Source organism: Streptomyces herbicida (assembly GCF_032656585.1).
Taxonomy (GTDB): Bacteria; Actinomycetota; Actinomycetes; order Streptomycetales; family Streptomycetaceae; genus Streptomyces; species Streptomyces herbicida.
The window spans coordinates 446,562-465,297 of the sequence record NZ_JAUYWJ010000002.1 but is presented as its reverse complement, the minus strand read 5'-3'; the positions used below and the strand labels follow the sequence as shown (position 1 = coordinate 465,297).

Here is an 18,736-nt window from a genome sequence, read left to right as displayed (position 1 = left end):
CAGGGGCCCGGGGCCGCACGGCCCCGGGACTCGTCGGCAGGACCTGGGTGTGCTGTCCCCTAGCTGAGGTCCGCGTTCTCCAGCGTCGTCGTCACGTCGACGACCCCGCCCTTCTTGGCCGACACCAGCCTGCCCTCCTGGACGACCTGGAGGGTCACGTGGGCGTTGACCAGGCGGGCGAAGCCGACGCCGGCGAGCTTGCCCGTGTAGCGCTGCCACTGGAGCGTCGGGGTGAGGCCGCCCGTGCTGACCTTGAGGCCGTTGTCGAGGGTCCGGCGCACGCTGTCCGCGCTCACCTCACCGCTGCCGATCCGCTCCAGGACGGCCTTCAAGACGGTGTACGCGATCCACGTGGTCTGCACTCCGGCGTCCGCGGGGTCGATGCGGTTGTCGCCGAAGGCCTCCTCGTTGATCACCTTCTTCATCCGGTTCCAGCGCGCGTCGGAGGTCACGGGGTACCAGCCGCTGATGTAGGACCCCTCGTACGGGCTGTTCGCCCCGCCCGTCGAGTTGATCACCGTCTGGTCGACGCTGCCGAGCACGGTCGCGGTCTTCACCGCCGGGAACTCCTCGCGGGTACGCCGGAAGGAGTCCATGAAGGTGTCCGTGCGTTCCCCGAGCGCGGGCACCACGCACCCCTTCTTCACCGGGTCCTTGGTCGACGCCTGCAGGGCCCGCTCCGACGGCACGCCGTACTCGGTGGAGTCCTCGGCAGCGAGCAGGTCTTCCGCCGGCGTGTGACCGCCCGACTTCAGGCCCGAGTCGAGCAGCGGGGGCAGCTCGTCGCCCGCGATGCTGTCGGGCCGGACCAGTGCCACGGGGCCGCAGTTCACGGCGAGCGCCTTGCCGAGCCCGGCCAGGAGCGCGGGCTGGCCGCCGTTGACGGGGTAGGACGTGACGCTGGTGAACTCGTCGTTCGTCACGCCGTACCCGCCGATGTACGGGATGCCCGCACTCTCCAGCGGGGCCAGGTAGGCGTCGCCGAACTGGCTGTAGGAGCCGACGACCGCGACCACGTTCTCGTCGACCGCGCGCTGGGCGCACTTCGCGGCGTCGACGCTGTCGTTGTGGTCGTTGCAGTACAGGACCTTGAGCTTGCGGCCGTTGATGCCGCCGTGGGCGTTGAGCCAGCGGGCGTACGTCCCCGCCATGGCGGGCATGCCCGGCTTGTTGGTGGCGTTGGTGTTCTCCGGAGCCCAGGTCATGACCTTGATCGGGTCATCCCCGGAGCCCCCCGTGGCACCGGGGATGACCCCGCATCCGGCGGTCAGCGCGGCACACGCCACCAGAGCGCCCGCGGAGAGTGCGGTTGCTCTTCTGACAGGGCGGGTGAAGATGGGGAAGAAGGTGCTGCGCGAGTATCGCCTGCCGGTCATGGACACGCACGATTCCGCCACATCACTAACCCGGGAGTGACCCTCGGTCAACGAAAGGTGACGCCCAGGTGAATTACGGGGGCCGGTGAGACGCCTGAGACGAAGAACGTACGATCGATGACCGTGCAAGGTTCGGAGAACTCTTCCCGTCGCGGCCGTCGCTCATCCACCATGGGCGGCATGCCACTCAACGACATGCCGTGGTGGCGCTGGCGCAGCAATGTGCGCTCCGCGCTGCACATGCTCTCCGATCCGGACTTCCAGCGCGACGTCTGGCTGGCCGGCGCGGACGGATACGGCGATGTGACCGACGCCGTGTACCGGCTGGTGGAGGACACCTGGCTGGACAGCTGGTCCGCCGAGAAGTACGTCGGCACGATCTTCCGGGACTCGCAGGAGGCGGCGCTCGTCGACACCGCCGTGCTGCGGGTGCTGCGGATCATGCACCAGGTCGGGCCGGACGCGCCGGTCCAGGCCTACGTCGAGCACCACGCGTGGCCGGAGGCGGTGCGGGCGGCACGGGACGCGCACGTCAGGATGTCGGCGAGCGACGGGGAGGACCCGGACGCGCCGCCGCGGAGCCTTGAGGTACTGCGGATAATGACGCGGTCCGCGTAGCGGACGCCGAACCGCGGGGCAGGCCCGGTATGGGACCCTGTGGTGCATGAGTGAGCAGTCCGGCCGAGCCGCGGCCCCCGCCGACCAGTACGTCCTCACCCTCTCCTGCCCGGACAAGCAGGGCATCGTGCACGCCGTGTCGAGCTATCTGTTCATGACCGGCTGCAACATCGAGGACAGCCAGCAGTTCGGCGACCACGACACGGGACTGTTCTTCATGCGCGTCCACTTCTCGGCGGAGGCGCCGGTGACGGTGGACAAGCTGCGGGCGAGCTTTGCGGCGATCGGCGACTCCTTCCAGATGGACTGGCAGATCAACCGGGCCGACGAGAAGATGCGCATCGTCCTGATGGTCAGCAAGTTCGGGCACTGCCTGAACGACCTGCTGTTCCGCGCCCGTATCGGTGCCCTTCCGGTGGAGATCGCGGCCGTGGTCTCCAACCACACGGACTTCGCCGAGCTGGTGGGGTCTTACAACATTCCTTTCCGCCACATTCCGGTCACGAAGGACACCAAGGCGCAGGCCGAGGGGCAGCTGTTGGAGCTCGTCCGCGAGCAGAACGTCGAGCTGGTCGTCCTCGCCCGCTATATGCAGGTGCTCTCGGACGACCTGTGCAAGCAGCTCAGCGGCCGGATCATCAACATCCACCACTCCTTCCTGCCGAGCTTCAAGGGCGCCAAGCCGTACCACCAGGCGCACGCGCGGGGCGTGAAGCTGATCGGCGCCACGGCGCACTACGTCACCGCCGACCTCGACGAGGGCCCGATCATCGAGCAGGAGGTCGAGCGCGTCGGCCACGACGTCACTCCGGACCAGCTGGTCGCCGTCGGCCGCGACGTGGAGTGCCAGGCGCTCGCGCGGGCCGTCAAGTGGCATGCGGAGCGGAGGATTCTGCTCAACGGGCGACGGACGGTCGTCTTCGCCTAGGGACTGGGGGTCTGCTTCGCGGGCGGCTGCAGGTGCGTGGGGGCCGTTCGCGCAGTTCCCCGCGCACCTTTGCGGCGGCCGCACGTCGAGGGGCGCGGCGAACTGCGCGATCAGCCACAGACAACCCGCAGCCGTCCGCGAGCGGCAACCGCCCCCTACATCCGGCTACATCCGGCTCAACGAAGCCGCCGCGAACAGCACATCCCTGATCGCCTCCCGGTCGCCGACCTGACCTGCCGCCGCCTCCGCCGGAGACACATGGCCCGCGGCCAGGCGGCAGAACTCGACGCCGTCCAGCGCGACATGGGCCACCTCGTGGTCGGCGGAGCCCACCGCTCCCGGGGCGTCGAGCGGGATCAGCCACTCGCCGCCGCCGGAACCCTCGATCTCCAGGCGCAGGCTGCGGCCGGGCGCGCCCGCGGTGACCAGATGGCGGGCCGCGCCGGGCGAGGCCAGGCCCGCGCGGCGCCTGGCCGCGAGAACGGCCGGGAGCATACGGGCCGCCAGGTCGACCATGCGGTTCAGATGGCGGGGCGAGGGCGGTTCGTACGGGTAGTCCACCGCCTCGGCGATGTCGTGCGCGTGCACCCAGCACTCGAAGGCCCGGTCGAGCATCGCGTCGCGCAGTGGCAGCTCGAAGTCGCCGTACGGGACGGTCAGTTGTCCGCCGCCGCCGGTGAAGGACACGGTCCGTACGATGCTGTGGCTCTGCTCCCGCCACGGTGCCCGCACGGAGCGGGTCGGCGGGAAGCGCGAGGCCTGCCAGAACGCCTCGGTGCGCGCGGCGGGGCTCAGCGGGGCCTCTCCCTCCGCCTCGCCCAGCGGATCCTCGAGGCCCAGCGCGACCGCGACCAGGCCGTCGACGGACATCAGGTGCGCGATCACCCCGGCGACCGTCGTACGGCGGCTGGTCGCCACGTCGCGCTCGAACCACCGCAGCCGCACCGGCGCGTGCCACTCGGCGTCCCCGATGTCCTGGAGCAGCGCGTCGAGACGCGCGGTCTCGGCGTCGTACGGAGCCGCCCACCCGGGCACCGGGATGGCCGGTGGCCGACGCTCCAGGCAGCTCTCCAGGACCCGGGTGCGCAGGGTCGGGTCCAGGTCCAGGCTCTCCGGCTGGTGCAGCAGACCGACCGCGTCGCGCAGCCGCAGCGCCTCGTCCGCGCATGTGCCGCACTCGCCGAGGTGTTCCTCGACGGCCGCCGCCTCCGCGGCCGAACAGGCGGCCAGTGCCCACGCTCCGAGCAGCGACTTCAGGACGTCGTGCGGCAGCACCAGTGGGGCGGGTGCGATACCGGAGGGCTCGGGCAGCGGCAGCCCGCTGTCCTCGACGGAGATCCGGGGCATCGGTATGCGGGGCGGCCGGTCCGGGTTCCTGCCGCCGCCGTTCCCGCCGCCGTCGGTGCCGCCGGGGCCGCCCGGCTCCGACGGCCGCGCGCCGCCGCTTCCGGCGCCCTGACCGTCGTACTCCGTGCCGCGCTCGCTCTCCTCGTCGAAGTCGCCGTCGAAGTCGTCGTCGAAGGGGCCGTCGCAGGAGCCGTCGTAGCCCCCGTGCTCGTCGCGCCCTTCGTGCTCGTCGTACGCCTCGAAGCGTCCCGCTCCGGTCACAGCGCACCCCCGTATCCCGACGGCCGGCCGGCGTCGTGGGCGGTGGACAGCAGCTGCAGGCCCAGGCGGAGCCGGCGGCGGGCCTCGTCCTCCGTGACGCCGAGGTCCACTGCGGTCTGGCGGTAGTCGCGGCGCTGGAAGTAGGCCAGCTCCAGGGCGGCGCGCAGCGGGGCGGGCATGGAGTGGACGATGTAGTCGGCGCGGGCGGCGACCGAGGCGTGGCGCACCTTGCGCTCCAGTTCCTCCGCGGAGCCGGTGTCGCCGCGGGTGAGCGCGGCGGTCTCGGTGGCACGCAGCCGCTGGACGGCGAGCCGGTGGGTCAGCGCGGCGACCCAGGAGCGCAGGGGGCCCTGCTTGGGGTCGTAGGCGTCCGGGTGCTCCCAGACGTGCGCGAAGACCTCACGGGTGATGCCGTCGGCGGCGCGCTCGTCGCCGAGGACGCGGTGGGCGAGGCCGTGCACGAGCGAGGCGAAGCGGTCATAGAGCTCACCGAGGGCGGCCGTCTCGCCGCGAGCGAGCCGCTGCTGCATCTTGCGGTCCCAGCGGGGCGGTGCGTCCTTCTTCGCCATCCGGCCCCCTCCCCATGTCCGTGTCCAGCGTGTATCCACCGTCTCCTCGAATGTAGTCGGCACCTCCGGGAGCGCACGCCCCTTTGTGTCAATGTGCGCCCCCCGAGAGGCCGCGGGTGGTAAGGGGTCGCTGTGCTGCTGCCCAATCCTCTTCCGATCGAACAGGATCGATAGTGACCGAAACAAGACCCTTGTCGATCGCCCTCTGTTTGTTACCCGGGGTTTCAGGGAACGGCCGCTGGGCAGCCGCGCGGAAAGAAACGTAGGAACTGCTTCCGTTTCCGGGCGGTTCCATGAGATCCGGCGAGCGGAGGGCTGGGCCGTGGCATTCAAAGTGACCGGCATCGAGCGGGGCGAGTGGGCCGTGCTTCGGGTGTCGGGCGAACTGGACCTGGTGACGTCGCCGGTGCTGCGGCAACGGGTGCACGACGTGGTGGCCGAGGGCCATCACGCCCTGGTCCTCGACCTCTCTGAGGTCTTCTTCTGCGACTCCAGCGGCGTCGGCGTACTGATCGCCGCCCGCCGCCTGATCCGCTCCTGCCGAGGCAGACTACGCCTGATCCTCCCGGCCCTGGGCACGGCTGACGGCTCGCACGTCAACCGAGTCTTCGCCGCACTCGGCGTCCGCCGCCTGTTCGACGTGTACCCGGACCTGGAATCGGCGACAACGGAAGACACGGAACCCCTGTCGGCCTGAGCCCCGCCCCGGCATGGATGCGACTCGGTCCAGCATGCTCCTGGCCACCGTGACGAACTCGGTCACCGGCGCCCGGGTCGCATCCCGGCGTTCGTCGAGCTCGGTCCGGTCGGGAGCCTTGTGAACCGGGTCCATTCGCCACATGGCCTGCCTGGCCATCACAGTGCGCCACCGCCACACTGTTGTCCCAGAATTCCCCCGGTCTTGGCACAACCGTCGGTTTCCCGTCCGCAAGTGGGCCGGAGCGTCGTACGCTCCCGGTCAGACGTACCCCGACGTGATGTGAGGCGGCCCGAGGAGACATGGTCAGCAGCGAGTACGAGCGAAGGATCGCCGCCCGGTTCGCCACCTTCGACCAGGACGGCAACGGCTGGATCGACCGGGAGGACTTCAGCGGAGCGGCCAAGGCGCTGCTCGCGGAGTTCGGGACCGCGGCCAGATCCGCCAAGGGGCAGGCCCTGTACGCGGGCGCCGAGGCGTTCTGGCAGGGCATGGCGGGCATCGCCGACCGCGACGGCGACCAGCGCATCACCCGCGAGGAGTTCGTGAACGGCGCGGTCAAGCGGCTGCACGACAACCCCGACCGGTTCGCCGAGATCGCCCGCCCCTTCCTGCACGCGGCCCTGGACCTCGCGGCCGCCCCGGACGGCATGGTCACCGTGGAGGACACCGCGCGCGTGCTGAGGGTCCTCGGGGTGCACGACGACATCGCCCGGTCGGCCGCCGGTGCGCTCGACACCGACGGCGACGGCAGGGTGGGCGAAGCGGAGATCGTGCCCGCGGTCGCCCGCTATTTCACCGTGTCCGAATAGCGCTCCCGCAGCTTGTACTTGAGTACCTTCCGCAGGGTCTCGTTGCGCGGAAGGGCGTCCACCAGCTCCAGCTGCTCCGGCAGCTTGTGCACCGACAGCCCTTCCGCGCGCAGGTACGAGGTCACCGCGTCCAGGGTCAGCCCGGCGGCCTCCGGAGACTGTGCCGCCACCTCGATCACCGCGCACACCCGCTCCCCGCGCTCGGCGTCCGGCAGGCCGATCACCGCCACGTCCCCGACGGCCGGGTGCCGGTGCAGCAGGTCCTCGATCTCCTTCGCGGAGATGTTCTCGCCCTTGCGGATGATCACGTCCTTGGACCGGCCCGTCAGCACCAGATGACCGCTGTCGGTCACCTGCCCGAGGTCGCCGGTGCGCAGAAAGCCCTCCCCGTCGAAGGCCTGCGCCGTCTGCGCCGGATCCAGATACCCCTGGCAGACGGCCTCCCCGCGCAACCGCACCTCCCCGTCCACGATCCGGATCTCCATCCCCTGCGGCGGCCGCCCCTCCGTCGTCGCAAGGTTCTCGGCCGTGTCGTCCGGCGACCCCATGGTGATCATCGGGACCTCCGTCATGCCGTACCCGTGCGTGAGCTGCACCCCCATCTCACGGACCACCGCGTGATAGACCTCCGGCGGCTTCGGCGCCCCGCCGCCCGCGAGCAGCCGCAGCGTCGGGATCACCTTCTCGCCCGGCTGTTTGCGCTGCTCGGTGAGGAACATCGAGTAGAACGCCGTCGACCCGCCCGCCACCGTCACCCCGTGCTTGCGGTACCCCTCCAGCGCCTGGGGCAGCGCGAACTGCTCGAACATCACCGCGGGGAAGCCGTAGAGCAGGAGCATCACCGTGTAGTCGGGCCCGGCGATGTGCGCGTACGGGAACGCCATCGAGCCCACGTCCGCCGCCGACAGATGCAGCGCATGGGCGAGGCAGGAGCCGCCCGCGATCAGTGAGCGGTCGGTGTGCAGGACGCCCTTGGGGTCGGAGGTGGTCCCCGAGGTCCAGTAGATCCAGCGGACCGAGGTGCCCTCGGCGGGCGGGGCGGGGAGCACCCCTGGATCGCCGTCGGGCAGGTCGTCGTACGCCTCGAAGACCCCCTTCGCACCCAGCCGCCGCGCCATCTCCGTGTGGTCGAAGCCTCGCCAGGTGCCCGGCACGGCGAAGAACTCCGCCTTGGACTCCCGCAGTGCGAAGCCGACCTCCCGGTCCCGGTAGAAGGGGATGACCGGCGACTGCACGGCGCCCAGCCGGGCCAGCGCGAACGACAGCAGGGCCGTCTCGATCCGGGTGGGCAGCTGCCAGGCGACGACCGTGCCGGGCCGCACCCCCATGCCGTACAGGCCCGCCGCCACCCGCTCGGCGCGCCCGCGCAGCTCCCCGAAGGTCAGCGCCCGGTCGTCCTGGAGGAACACGGCCCGGTCGGGGGTGAGTTCGGCGCGGCGGGCGACCAGGTCCCAGAGCGTGCGGGACGTGCTCAGTTCATGTGCGGTGACGTTCATCCCGACACCCTCCCTCAAGCTGACGCTACGTCAGATCGTGCGGAGAGCGTAGGGCCGCCCGCCTTGTCGGTCCAGAGGCGCGGGGCTAGCCTGCCCGGAGTATCTGACGAAGTATCAGATGGGTGGGGGTCGGAATGGACCTGTCGTACACGCCCGAGGAGGAGGACTTCCGGGCGCGGCTGCGGGAGTGGCTGGCCGAGGTGCTCCCCGGCCTGCCGCCGAAGCCGTCCCCCGACGACTGGCCGGCACGGCGCGCGTACGACCTCGGGTGGCAGCGGATGCTGTACGACGCCGGGTACGCGGAGGTCCACTGGGACGAATCACCGAGCGTCCGCATGATCTTCCTGGAGGAGACGGAGCAGGCGGGCGCGCCTTACGTCGGGGCCAACTTCGTCGGGCTGCTGCACGCCGGGCCGACGATCGCCGCCGAGGGGACGCCCGAACAGCGGGCCCGCTGGCTGTCGCCCGTGCTGCGCGGCGAGGAGGTGTGGTGCCAGGGGTTCAGCGAGCCGGACGCCGGTTCCGATCTCGCCGCACTGCGCACGCGCGCGTGGCGGGACGGCGACCACTACGTGGTGAGCGGGTCCAAGATCTGGACCTCGCACGCGGAAGTCGCCGACTGGTGCGAGCTGTTGGTGCGCACCGACCCCTCGGCGCCCAAGCACCGGGGCATCACCTGGCTGGCCATGCCCATGGACGCGCCGGGCATCACCGTACGCCCGTTGCGCACCCTCGCCGGGTCGGCGGAGTTCGCGGAGGTGTTCCTGGACGAGGTGCGGGTGCCGGTGGCCAACCGGGTGGGCGCCGAGAACGACGGCTGGCGCGTGACCATGGTTACGCTGTCGTTCGAGCGTGGCACGGCCTTCGTCGGCGAGGTGGTCGCCTGCCGCCGGGGCCTGGGCGAACTGGCCCGTGAGGCCCGCAAGAACGGCCGATGGGAGGACCCGGCGCTCCGGCGCCGGCTGGGCCGGCTGAACGCCGAGTTCCGGGCGCTGTGGCGGCTGACGCAGTGGAACGTGAGCGAGGCGGAGGCGGGCGGCGGGGTGCCGGGCATCGGCGGCTCCGTCTTCAAGCTGAGGTACTCGCACGCCCGCCAGGAGCTGTACGACACGGCGGCGGACGTACTCGGCGTGGAGTGCCTCGACCTCGGCCGGCCCTGGGTCCTCGACCGCCTCTCCTCCCTCTCGTACACCATCGCCGCCGGCACCTCGCAGATCCAGCGGAACATCGTGGCCGAACGCATCCTCGGACTGCCGAAGGGGCGGTGAGCTGCACCATGCGCTTTCAACTCACCGAGGACCAGCGCGCGTTGCGCGACGGCGTACGGCAGCTGCTGGCCCGGCGCTTCGACGCGGACGCGCTGCAGGCCGCAGTCGCCGAGCCGGGCCTGGACCGTGCGCTGTGGCGCGAGCTGGGCGCGGCGGGCTTCTTCGCGCTGCGGCTGCCGGAGGCCCGGGGCGGGGTCGGACTCGGCCTGCCCGAGGCCGTGTTGGCCTTCGAGGAGGCCGGGCGGGCCCTGCTGCCCGGGCCGCTGGTGGCCACGCATCTCGCGGCCGGGGCCGTGGCCGGCGCGGCGACCGGGGAGACGGTCGTGACCGCCGTCGGCGGTGGGCCGGTGGAGTGGCTGACGGAGGCCGACGTGGTGCTCGGGGACGCCTCCGGGGCCGTGCCGATGCGGTCGGTGGATCCGCTGACCCCGCTGCACCGGGTGCCGGACGCCCTCCCGGCCGCCACCGACCCAGTCGCCGTGCTCCTCACCGCCGCCGAACAGCTCGGTACGGCCGCGCGCGCGTGCGAGCTCGCCGTGCGCCACGCCCGGACGCGGGAGCAGTTCGGGCAGCCGATCGGGGCGTTCCAGGCGGTCAAACACCTGTGCGCGGAGATGCTGGTACGCGCCGAAACGGCCCGTGCGGCCGTCTACGCGGCGGCCGTCACCGCCGACCCGGTGGACGTCGCGGCGGCCCGGCTGCTCGCCGACGAGGCCGCCGAACGCGGCGCCCGTGACTGCCTCCAGGTGCACGGCGGCATGGGCTTCACCTGGGAGTCCGAGGTCCACCTGCATCTGAAGCGGGCCTGGGTGCGGGCTCAGCGTTGCGGTGGGATTACGGAGAGTGAGAAGCTACTCGCCGTGGACCTGGCGGGCTGAGCCACCCGAACCCCATCTGGGCTGCGGTAACCGTGCGGCGGGTGCGGCGGATGTCGCGGATCGTGGCATACCGGAACTACGGAGCGTCGATACCGGGTTGTGTCCAACGCGTGACTCGTCACGGCCTGGAGTCGGCTGTCCGCTCCGGTACCTTCTGTGGGATGCGAGTGGTTCCGAGCACGCGCCATGCCGGTGTCGCCCCTGGGGCGGCCCCGCATTCGGCGGTGCGCGCCCCTGCTCGCAGGGCGGTAAGGGCTTGTGTCCCCGCCCGTTCGACTCCCCTGAGCGAGCGTCGCACAGTATGCCGCACGCGTACTCCTTCGCGCTGGAATATGCCCGAAGCGCTTGTTGGGGTGACTGTACGTCAACCATGCTGTCTCGTAAGGGAATCACGTTCCGTGACCCTTGCTCTGGCCGTTGTTCTGGCCATGCAGAAAATGGCTACGATCGTGGCCCCCGTCGTGGTGCTCGTCGCGACCCTCGTCGTGGCGTTCGCATGGTGTGGGGTCATGTGTCCGCCGGTTCGGATGGTGTGAGCGGTGCAGGTGCTTCAAGTGCAGCTGGAGATCCGGCCCGACCCCGCGGAGGTGGGGCGGGCCAGGAGGTGGGCCCGCTCGCGGCTCGCCGGGTCCGGGATAGCGGCCGACGAGTCGCTGGCCGAGATCCTGATCCTGCTCGTCTCCGAACTGGTCACCAATGCCGTGGTGCACACCGGCTGTCCGGCCGTGCTGCGGCTGTCGCTGCCCTTGGCGGAGGTCGAAACGGCGACGGTGCGCCTCGAGGTGGCCGACACCAGCAATCGCGCCCCGGTGCCGCGGTGCGTGGACGGGAACGCGACCGGCGGGCGCGGACTTGCGCTCGTCGACGGCCTCGCCGACCGCTGGGGCTGGAGCCCCGACGGCGCCGGCAAGCGCATCTGGTGCGAACTGGACCGCTGCTCCAAGCGCGGGGAGAGCACGGCGGCGTACGGGGGCGGGGTCTCCGAATTCGAGGGGCTGGCTTTCGAGGCCGTGTAGTTCCGGTGCACGGTGATGCGCCGGGTGTGCATCCGTGCGCGTGGGCTCCAAACAGGATGTAAGTAATAAATCGCCGTACCGGTGTTGACGCCTCGTGACCGTTTGATCACGCTTGTGTTCAGCGATTCGCCGCGAGGGGACGGCGAGGGCCTGGGTGACTCAAGCCCTCGTCGAGTGTGGGTCGAACCGGATGGCGGCGCGTGAGACGGTGCCCGCGCCGCCAGCCGGAGCCACCGCCGGCCGGGAGGAGCGGCTCAGAGAACGACCACCGGCGCCACCGGAGTTCCCGTCGCCCCTACGAACGGCTCGGGCATGGCCGACAGCAGGAACGCATACCGCCCTTCTTCTCCACAGGCTGTGGACAACTCTTCGAGATTCCAGTTCTGGCCCTGGAGCATCCCCATCTCCACCAGATCCAGGGCGTGCACGGGCAGCCACAGATTCTCCGTCTCGGGCGGAAATATCTCGAATGTGAGCGTGTCGTTCGCGACGGCAGCGACATCGCGCGCGTGGAACCACTCCGGGGTGCGCACCGAAAGACCCGGCGACGGATAGCCGTACGCGTGCTTGTCCCCGGCGAGATACACCTGGACCTGTCCGGTCCGCACCAGCACGATGTCGCCGGACCGCACCCGCGTACCGGCGAACTCCTCGGCCGCCTCCAGGTCCTCCGGGGTGACCGCGTGCCCACCGTCGAGCCGGTCCACTCCCCGCGCGCGTGCCACGTCGAGCAGCACCCCGCGCGAGACGATGTGCCGCGCCTTGTCGATCCCGCTGAACTCGGCGCCGCCGTGCGCGGTGACGGTGTGCGCGGGACGGCCGTTGTAGAGCTTCCCGGAGTGCGAGACATGGGTCAGCGCGTCCCAGTGGGTCGCCGCCTGCAGCCCCATCGTCACGGTGTCGTCGCTGCACGCCACCGTTCCCGGCCCGAAGATCTCCTGGTTGATCTGCACCATCGCGTGCAGCGGATTGACCCGCCCCGGGATCATCCCGGTCTGCACGCCGTCCTCGCGCAGTGCCAGCGCGAGCGGCACGCGACGGCCGGTGCGGACCGTCGCCGCCGCCTCGCGCACCACCTCGTCGGTGATCAGGTTCAGGGTGCCGATCTCGTCGTCCGCCCCCCAACGCCCCCAGTTGTTCACACGCTTGGCGATGTCGTGGAACTCGTCCGGCAGTGACATCGGGGCCTCCCTGGGGCTTGTCCTTCACGGTCCGACGCGCCATAAAATCTAACGGTCCGTCAGAAATCGCGGGAAGGGGCCGGGCGTGGGGAACTTCTTGGCAGGCAAGGTCGTCGCCGTGACCGGCGCCGGACGGGGCATCGGCCGGGCGGTCGCCCTCGCGGCCGCGGCCGAGGGCGCCCGGGTCGTCGTCAACGACTACGGCGTGTCCACCGACGGCACCGCGCCGACCAGCGAGGTCGCCGAGGCGGTGGTCAAGGAGATCGAGGCGGCGGGCGGGAACGCGGTCGCGGTGGCCGACGACATCTCCACGATGGCGGGCGGCCAACGCGTCGTCGACACGGCCCTGGAGGCGTACGGCCGTCTCGACGGAGCCGTCTGCGTGGCCGGGATCCTGCGCGAGCGGATGCTGTTCAACATGACCGAGGAGGAGTGGGACCCGGTCGTCGCCACCCACCTCAAGGGCACCTTCACGGTGTTCCGCGCGGCCTCGGCGGTCATGCGCAAGCAGAAGTCCGGCACGCTCATCGGCTTCACCAGCGGCAACCACCAGGGCTCGGTGTCGCAGGCCAACTACAGCGCGGCGAAGGGCGGGATCATCTCGCTGGTGCGGAGCGCTGCGCTGGGCCTGAACAAGTACGGGGTGAGCGCGAACGCGGTGGCGCCTGTGGCTCGTACGCGGATGTCGGCGGGCGTTCCCACGGAGTTGAAGGAGATCGGCGAGCCGGAGGACGTGGCCGCGCTGGTGGTCTATCTGCTGTCCGAACGGGCCCGCGAGGCGGGTGTCACCGGGCAGGTGTACACCGTGGCCGGGCCCAAGATCGCGGTGTGGGCCCAGCCCAGGGAACTGCGTTCGGCTTACAGCGAGGGGGCGTGGACGCCGGAGCGGATCGCCGACTTTCTGCCCGGGAGCGTGGGGGTGGACCCCATGCCGATGCTGGTGCAGCTGGAGGCGATGGAGAGGGCGGCGCGGGAGGGGGATCGGCCCAACGCTTGAGAGCTCGGGGTGCGTCGAGGTGTGGCGGCTGCGGGTTGTCCGTGGCTTGTCGCGCAGTTCCCCGCGCCCCTGGGTTGGCCGACGTGACCGGTGTTGAGAGGAGAGCCCCGTGGACTTTGGATTCAACCGTGAGGACGAGGTGTTCCGCACCGAGGCCCGGGCCTGGCTCGCGGAGCACGCCGGAACCGCCCATGACCGCCGCGCCTGGGAACGCACCCTCGGCCAGGCGGGATGGATAGGCCTGGGCTGGCCCGAGCCGGGCTACGGCAACCGCGCCGCCACCCTCACCCAGCAGGTCGCCTGGGCCGAGGAGTATGCGCGGTCGGCCGCGCCGCCGCGTTCCGGGCACATCGGTGAGAACCTGCTCGCGCCCACCCTGATCGCCCATGGCACCGAAGCCCAGAAGTCCCGTTTCCTGCCGCCGGTCGCCGCCGGTGAGGAACTGTGGTGCCAGGGCTACAGCGAACCCGGGGCCGGCTCGGACCTGGCCGGGGTGCGCACCACCGCCGTGCGCGAGTCGCAGGAGCCGTACTACCGGATCACCGGTCAGAAGATCTGGACCTCGCTCGCCCATGAGGCCGACTGGTGCTTCGTGCTGGCGCGCACCGACCCGGACTCACGGCGGCACCACGGGCTGAGCTTCCTGCTGGTGCCGATGGACCAGCCGGGCCGTATCGAGGTGCGGCCCATCCGCCAGATGACCGGCACCAGCGACTTCAACGAGGTCTTCTTCGACGGTGCACGCGCGCACGTGGAACACGTCGTGGGCGGCGAGGGCGCGGGCTGGCAGGTCGCGATGAGCCTCCTCGGCTTCGAGCGGGGCGTGTCCACCCTCGCCCAGCAGATCGGGTTCGCCCAGGAACTGGAGCGCGTCCTGCGCACGGCCGTCGAGACCGGCGCCGCGGCCGACCCGGTCGTCCGCGACCGGCTCGTCCGCCAGTGGGCCGAGCTGCGCGCCATGCGCTGGAACGCCCTGCGCACTCTGGGCGGTTCGGGCGACCCTGGTGCGCCCAGCGTGGCCAAGCTGCTGTGGGCCGGCTGGCATCAGCGGCTCGGGGAGCTGGCGGTGCAGGTGCGCGGCGCGGCGGCGGGCGTGGGGCCCGCGGACTGGTCGGCCTCGGCGCCGTACGAACTCGACGCGGCGCAGCACCTGTTCCTGTTCTCCCGGGCCGACACCGTCTACGGCGGCTCGGACCAGGTACAGCGCACGATCATCGCCGAGCGCGTGCTCGGTCTGCCGAGAGAACCCAAGGGGGTCGTGTGATGCGCGGTGTGATGTTCGACGGCAAGCAGGTGGAGGTCGTCGACGACCTGGAGGTGCGGGATCCGGGGCCCGGCGAGGTGCTGGTGGCGATCTCGGCGGCCGGGCTGTGTCACAGCGACCTGTCCGTGGTGGACGGGACCATACCCTTCCCCGTCCCCGTCGTGCTGGGGCACGAGGGGGCCGGGGTGGTGGAGGCGGTCGGCGAGGGGGTCCGTCATGTGTCGGCCGGCGACCACGTGGCCCTGTCCACGCTCGCGAACTGCGGTACGTGCGCGGACTGCGACCGGGGGCGCCCGACCATGTGCCGCCAGGCCATCGGCCGCCCGGGCAGGCCCTTCAGCAGGGGCGGGCAGCCGGTCCATCAGTTCGCCTCCAACTCCGCCTTCGCGGAACGGACGGTCGTGAAGGCCGTGCAGGCGGTGCGGATCCCCGAGGACATCCCGATGCCGTCCGCCGCGCTGATGGGCTGCGGTGTGCTGACCGGCGTGGGGGCCGTGCTCAACCGGGCCCGGGTGGGTCTCGGGGACACCGTTCTGGTCATCGGGACCGGCGGGATCGGCCTGAACGTCATCCAGGGCGCGCGGATCGCGGGCGCGCCGCGGATCGTGGCGGTGGACGCCAACCCGGCGAAGGAATCGGTGGCCCGGCAGTTCGGTGCCACGGACTTCCTGACCTCGACGGAGGGCGTGAAGGACATCCTGCCCACCGGCGCCGACCACGCCTTCGAGTGCGTGGGCCGGACCGAGCTGATCCGCGAGGCCGTCGACCTGCTCGACCGGCACGGCCAGGCGGTCCTGCTGGGGGTTCCGCCGGCGTCGGCGCAGGCGTCCTTCCTGGTCTCCTCCATGTACCTGGACAAGTCCATCCTGGGCTGCCGCTACGGCTCCTCCCGCCCCCAGCGCGACATCGCCCTGTATGCCGAGCTGTACCGGCAGGGGCGGCTGCTGCTGGACGAGCTGGTGACGGAGACGTACCCGGTCGAGGACTTCGAGAAGGCACGGGCGGACGCGGAGGCGGGAAGGGTGGCGCGGGGGGTGCTCACCTTCTGAGCCACGGCACCGTGGCCCGGTGGTGTGGCCGGATGGTGTGGCCGAATGGTGTGGCCCGATCCTAACGAATGCTGTCCCTCGGGCCACTCGATCACGGGACGCGCGGAACGGACCCTTTATGGCGTGACCCAGACAACCGATGCCATCGCAGCCGCACAGGAACCGAAGCCCCGCCGATCGCCCCGCGTCCACCGGGCGTGGTTCGTCGCCGCCGTCACCTTCGTCACGATCACCGGCGCGGCCGCCTTCCGCTCCCTGCCCGGCCTGCTCATCGACCCGCTGCACCAGGAGTTCGGCTGGTCGCGCGGCACGATCGGCGCGGCGGTCTCCATCAACCTCGCGCTGTACGGGCTCACCGCCCCCTTCGCCGCCGCGCTGATGGACCGCTTCGGCATCCGCCGGGTGGTCGCCGTCGCGCTGACCGTGATCGCGGTCGGCTCGGGCCTGACGGTGTGGATGACGGCGGCCTGGCAGCTGATGCTGTGCTGGGGTCTGCTGGTCGGCCTGGGCTCCGGCTCGATGGCCCTCGCGTTCGCCGCGACGGTCACCAACCGCTGGTTCACCGCCCGCCGCGGCCTGGTGAGCGGCATCCTCACCGCGGCCTCGGCCTCCGGTCAGCTGATCTTCCTGCCGCTGCTGTCCTGGATGGTCGAGACGCACGACTGGCGCCCGGCCGCCGTGACGGTCGCCCTGGCCGCCCTCGCGGTCGTTCCGTTCGTCTGGCTGCTGCTGCGCGACCACCCGGCCGACGTGGGCCAGAAGCCTTATGGCGCCGAGGAGTTCGTACCGAAGCCGGAGCCCGTCACCGGCGCCGCCCGCCGGGCCGTCAGGGTCCTTCTCTCCGCGGTCCGCACCGGCCCCTTCTGGCTGCTGGCCGGCACCTTCGCGATCTGCGGGGCCTCCACCAACGGCCTGATCCAGACACACTTCGTGCCCGCGGCCCACGACCACGGCATGCCGGTCACGGCGGCGGCCTCGCTGCTCGCGGTCATCGGGGTGTTCGACGTGGCCGGCACGATCGCCTCCGGCTGGTTCACCGACCGCTTCGAGCCGCGCCGCCTGCTCGCCGTGTACTACGCGCTGCGCGGGATCTCCCTGCTCTTCCTGCCGATGCTCCTCGCCCCGTCGGTCCACCCACCGATGATCTTCTTCATCGTCTTCTACGGCCTCGACTGGGTCGCCACCGTCCCGCCCACCCTGGCCCTGTGCCGGGAGCAGTACGGCGAGGACAGCGCGATCGTCTTCGGCTGGGTGCTCGCCTCCCACCAGGTGGGCGCGGCCCTCGTCGCCTTCCTCGGCGGTGTGGCACGGGACGTCTTCGGGTCGTACGACACGGTCTGGTACGCCTCCGGCGCGCTGTGCGCGGCGGCGGCCCTGATGGCGCTGGTGATCCGGCGGCGGCCGGCGGTCTCCGTGGCGGTCGCGGCCTAGAGGAAGCGCCCCTTGTGGAACAGCAGGGGAGCCGCGTCCTCGTCGGCCGTGCCCAGCGCGTCCACCCGGCCCACGACGATCAGATGGTCGCCGCCGGTGTGCACGGCGTGGACGGTGCAGTCGATCCAGGCGAGCGTGCCGGCCAGGCGCGGGGAGCCGGAGACCGGTGCCGCGCCGTATTCGACACCCGCGAACTTGTCCGCGCCCCTCACCGCGAAGCCCCGGCACAACTCGCCCTGGTGGGCGCCCAGGACGTTCACGCAGAAGACGCCCGCGCGGGCGATCCGCGGCCAGGTCGTCGACGTACGGCCCACCATGAAGGCGACGAGCGGCGGGTCGAGGGAGAGGGAGGAGAAGGACTGGCAGGCGAAACCGGCGGGGCCCAGCTCGCCGTCGACGGCGGGGGCCGTCACGACGGTGACGCCGGTCGCGAAGTGCCCCAGCACCCGGCGGAACTCGCCCTGGTCGACCGGCGCCCGCTCGTCCTCCCCGACGCACCGCAGCTCCGGGCGCGGCAGTGCCTCGACGGGCCCCGCGGGCGGGGCGTCGACCGACCTGAGGTAGCGGACGGCGGCGGCCGCCATCCCTGCGTGTCCCATCACACCGTCCATTGAAGCTGACGGTGTGTCAGATTGGAAGGGGTGCGACGGGCTGCCGGCAGGGCGTACGTAGGCTGCAGACATGGGGCGGGGAGAAATACGCCGGGACTTCGGCCTGGCCGTGCCGCTGTGCGCAGCGCAGATTCCGTCCGCCGCGCTGTTGGCGTGGATCATCGACGCCAGCGGTGACGACTACGGCAGCGGATACGGCGGCGCCTTCGGGATCCTGTGCCTGCTGGTCTTCGCGCCCTTTCTGCTGCCCTTTCCGGGCCTGGTCCAGACGGTCCTCCTCACCGGGCCCGCGCTGGTGGCCGCCCGGCGGTTCGGCGGGCCCGGCTGGGTCTGGTACCTGGTGGGCCCCGTGGCGCCCGCGGCCGTGTGGGGTGCGCCGGCGGCGCTGCTCCGGGACTGGCCGCCGGTCACCACGGTCATGTGCCTGACGGCCCTGGGCGTCCTGCCCTCGCTCGGCGTCGCCCGTACGTGCGGGCGCACCTGGCAGCCGTGGGGCCTCTGGTGGCGCTCGGCGCTCGCCTCCGTCCCGCTGTTCGTGCTGACCTTCGGCGGCGGCGCCCTGGCCACCGTCACGGGACTGATCCCCCAGTACGTGCCTCCGAAGCTCACCACCGCCCAGCTCATCGGGGTCTGGCACGGGCCGGGCGGATCGGAGCTGCGGCTCGGCCCCGGCGGGCGGGCCGAGGCCACCCGGCCGGCCACCCAGCCCACGGGCGACGACTTCGGCATCAAGGACTACGTCAGGTGCGGCAGCTCCGGCACCTGGGAGCCGGACCGCTCCGGGCGCGACGGCGTGCTCGTACGGCTCGACGGCGACTGCGGGCACGACACCCGCTGGACCATCGGCGGCACCGAGGACGACCCCGAACTGTTCGTGCTCTTCGGCGATCCGGACGCGGGTGAACTGTGGATCCTCAAGCGAGCGGCGGCCGGTTGA

General features: G+C 71.5%; 18 protein-coding genes. 12 read left to right on the top strand and 6 right to left on the bottom strand.

Annotated features, from left to right (window positions below):
* Positions 1-59 precede the first annotated feature (59 nt).
* Complete coding sequence (locus Q8A52_RS05870) at positions 60-1,376, bottom strand: ABC transporter substrate-binding protein (protein ID WP_316749537.1); 1,317 nt, start codon at positions 1,374-1,376, stop codon at positions 60-62.
* A gap of 117 nt (positions 1,377-1,493) precedes the next feature.
* Between Q8A52_RS05870 and Q8A52_RS05865 the strand changes: the two genes are divergently transcribed.
* Both Q8A52_RS05865 and purU read left to right on the top strand, forming a co-directional pair.
* A complete protein-coding gene (locus Q8A52_RS05865) occupies positions 1,494-1,994 on the top strand; it encodes an SCO4402 family protein (protein WP_316749535.1) in 501 nt (166 codons plus the stop codon).
* Between the two features lie 46 nt (positions 1,995-2,040).
* Entirely contained in the window at positions 2,041-2,922 is an 882-nt protein-coding gene (purU, locus tag Q8A52_RS05860; RefSeq protein WP_316749533.1) for a formyltetrahydrofolate deformylase, read from the top strand.
* Positions 2,923-3,087: 165 nt separating this feature from the next.
* On the opposite strand, the gene Q8A52_RS05855 is transcribed toward purU, so the two are convergent.
* Positions 3,088-4,530 (bottom strand): maleylpyruvate isomerase N-terminal domain-containing protein, encoded by a 1,443-nt coding sequence (locus tag Q8A52_RS05855; RefSeq protein WP_316749532.1) that lies wholly within the window; start codon positions 4,528-4,530, stop codon positions 3,088-3,090.
* The gene (locus Q8A52_RS05850; protein WP_316749531.1) at positions 4,527-5,099 is read right to left on the bottom strand and encodes a sigma-70 family RNA polymerase sigma factor; all 573 of its coding nucleotides are present in this window, start codon (positions 5,097-5,099) and stop codon (positions 4,527-4,529) included. The genes Q8A52_RS05855 and Q8A52_RS05850 overlap by 4 nt, the downstream gene beginning before the upstream one ends.
* 322 nt (positions 5,100-5,421) lie before the next feature.
* Between Q8A52_RS05850 and Q8A52_RS05845 the strand changes: the two genes are divergently transcribed.
* Positions 5,422-5,796 carry an STAS domain-containing protein gene (locus tag Q8A52_RS05845; RefSeq protein WP_316749529.1) on the top strand — a complete coding sequence of 125 codons (375 nt, stop codon included), beginning with the start codon at positions 5,422-5,424 and terminating at the stop codon, positions 5,794-5,796.
* Between the two features lie 302 nt (positions 5,797-6,098).
* Positions 6,099-6,608: an EF-hand domain-containing protein gene (locus tag Q8A52_RS05840; protein ID WP_316749528.1), complete on the top strand. Its 510-nt coding sequence runs from the start codon at positions 6,099-6,101 to the stop codon at positions 6,606-6,608.
* Here the strand turns inward: Q8A52_RS05840 and Q8A52_RS05835 are convergent.
* The gene (locus Q8A52_RS05835; protein ID WP_316749527.1) at positions 6,587-8,104 is read right to left on the bottom strand and encodes a class I adenylate-forming enzyme family protein; all 1,518 of its coding nucleotides are present in this window, start codon (positions 8,102-8,104) and stop codon (positions 6,587-6,589) included. The two genes, Q8A52_RS05840 and Q8A52_RS05835, sit on opposite strands and share 22 nt — an antisense overlap.
* Before the next feature lie 134 nt (positions 8,105-8,238).
* On the opposite strand from Q8A52_RS05835, the gene Q8A52_RS05830 reads away from it, so the two are divergent.
* The 3 genes from Q8A52_RS05830 (at position 8,239) to Q8A52_RS05820 (ending at position 11,266) form a co-directional block, all read left to right on the top strand.
* Positions 8,239-9,372 carry an acyl-CoA dehydrogenase family protein gene (locus Q8A52_RS05830; protein WP_316749976.1) on the top strand — a complete coding sequence of 378 codons (1,134 nt, stop codon included), beginning with the start codon at positions 8,239-8,241 and terminating at the stop codon, positions 9,370-9,372.
* 8 nt (positions 9,373-9,380) lie between these two features.
* Positions 9,381-10,250 (top strand): acyl-CoA dehydrogenase family protein, encoded by an 870-nt coding sequence (locus tag Q8A52_RS05825; protein ID WP_316749525.1) that lies wholly within the window; start codon positions 9,381-9,383, stop codon positions 10,248-10,250.
* A 554-nt stretch (positions 10,251-10,804) separates the two neighbouring features.
* A complete protein-coding gene (locus tag Q8A52_RS05820; protein WP_316749974.1) occupies positions 10,805-11,266 on the top strand; it encodes an ATP-binding protein in 462 nt (153 codons plus the stop codon).
* 254 nt (positions 11,267-11,520) lie between these two features.
* On the opposite strand, the gene Q8A52_RS05815 is transcribed toward Q8A52_RS05820, so the two are convergent.
* On the bottom strand, positions 11,521-12,447 hold the full coding sequence (locus tag Q8A52_RS05815) for a cyclase family protein (protein ID WP_316749523.1): 927 nt from the start codon (positions 12,445-12,447) through the stop codon (positions 11,521-11,523).
* A gap of 85 nt (positions 12,448-12,532) precedes the next feature.
* On the opposite strand from Q8A52_RS05815, the gene Q8A52_RS05810 reads away from it, so the two are divergent.
* From Q8A52_RS05810 to Q8A52_RS05795, 4 genes are all read left to right on the top strand, one after another.
* The gene (locus Q8A52_RS05810; RefSeq protein ID WP_316749521.1) at positions 12,533-13,444 is read left to right on the top strand and encodes an SDR family NAD(P)-dependent oxidoreductase; all 912 of its coding nucleotides are present in this window, start codon (positions 12,533-12,535) and stop codon (positions 13,442-13,444) included.
* Between the two features lie 109 nt (positions 13,445-13,553).
* Positions 13,554-14,708, top strand: coding sequence for an acyl-CoA dehydrogenase family protein (locus tag Q8A52_RS05805; protein WP_316749519.1), 1,155 nt, complete (start codon positions 13,554-13,556; stop codon positions 14,706-14,708).
* Positions 14,708-15,757, top strand: a complete 1,050-nt coding sequence (locus tag Q8A52_RS05800; RefSeq protein WP_316749517.1) for a Zn-dependent alcohol dehydrogenase — start codon at positions 14,708-14,710, stop codon at positions 15,755-15,757. Before Q8A52_RS05805 ends, Q8A52_RS05800 begins: the two co-directional genes overlap by 1 nt.
* Positions 15,758-15,880: 123 nt before the next feature.
* Positions 15,881-17,188 (top strand): MFS transporter, encoded by a 1,308-nt coding sequence (locus Q8A52_RS05795; RefSeq protein WP_316749515.1) that lies wholly within the window; start codon positions 15,881-15,883, stop codon positions 17,186-17,188.
* Here the strand turns inward: Q8A52_RS05795 and Q8A52_RS05790 are convergent.
* Positions 17,185-17,787: a flavin reductase family protein gene (locus Q8A52_RS05790; protein WP_316749513.1), complete on the bottom strand. Its 603-nt coding sequence runs from the start codon at positions 17,785-17,787 to the stop codon at positions 17,185-17,187. The genes Q8A52_RS05795 and Q8A52_RS05790 overlap by 4 nt on opposite strands.
* Positions 17,788-17,869: 82 nt before the next feature.
* Between Q8A52_RS05790 and Q8A52_RS05785 the strand changes: the two genes are divergently transcribed.
* On the top strand, positions 17,870-18,736 hold the full coding sequence (locus Q8A52_RS05785; protein ID WP_316749511.1) for a hypothetical protein: 867 nt from the start codon (positions 17,870-17,872) through the stop codon (positions 18,734-18,736).

Coding starts and splice junctions, on each gene's coding strand:
- Q8A52_RS05850 (WP_316749531.1), bottom strand. CDS start 5,099: ATGGCGAAGAAGGACGCACCGCCCCGCTGGGACCGCAAGATGCAGCAG.
- Q8A52_RS05825 (WP_316749525.1), top strand. CDS start 9,381: ATGCGCTTTCAACTCACCGAGGACCAGCGCGCGTTGCGCGACGGCGTA.
- Q8A52_RS05815 (WP_316749523.1), bottom strand. CDS start 12,447: ATGTCACTGCCGGACGAGTTCCACGACATCGCCAAGCGTGTGAACAAC.
- Q8A52_RS05870 (WP_316749537.1), bottom strand. CDS start 1,376: ATGACCGGCAGGCGATACTCGCGCAGCACCTTCTTCCCCATCTTCACC.
- purU (WP_316749533.1), top strand. CDS start 2,041: ATGAGTGAGCAGTCCGGCCGAGCCGCGGCCCCCGCCGACCAGTACGTC.
- Q8A52_RS05865 (WP_316749535.1), top strand. CDS start 1,494: ATGACCGTGCAAGGTTCGGAGAACTCTTCCCGTCGCGGCCGTCGCTCA.
- Q8A52_RS05830 (WP_316749976.1), top strand. CDS start 8,239: ATGGACCTGTCGTACACGCCCGAGGAGGAGGACTTCCGGGCGCGGCTG.
- Q8A52_RS05800 (WP_316749517.1), top strand. CDS start 14,708: ATGCGCGGTGTGATGTTCGACGGCAAGCAGGTGGAGGTCGTCGACGAC.
- Q8A52_RS05790 (WP_316749513.1), bottom strand. CDS start 17,787: ATGGGACACGCAGGGATGGCGGCCGCCGCCGTCCGCTACCTCAGGTCG.
- Q8A52_RS05835 (WP_316749527.1), bottom strand. CDS start 8,104: ATGAACGTCACCGCACATGAACTGAGCACGTCCCGCACGCTCTGGGAC.
- Q8A52_RS05785 (WP_316749511.1), top strand. CDS start 17,870: ATGGGGCGGGGAGAAATACGCCGGGACTTCGGCCTGGCCGTGCCGCTG.
- Q8A52_RS05840 (WP_316749528.1), top strand. CDS start 6,099: ATGGTCAGCAGCGAGTACGAGCGAAGGATCGCCGCCCGGTTCGCCACC.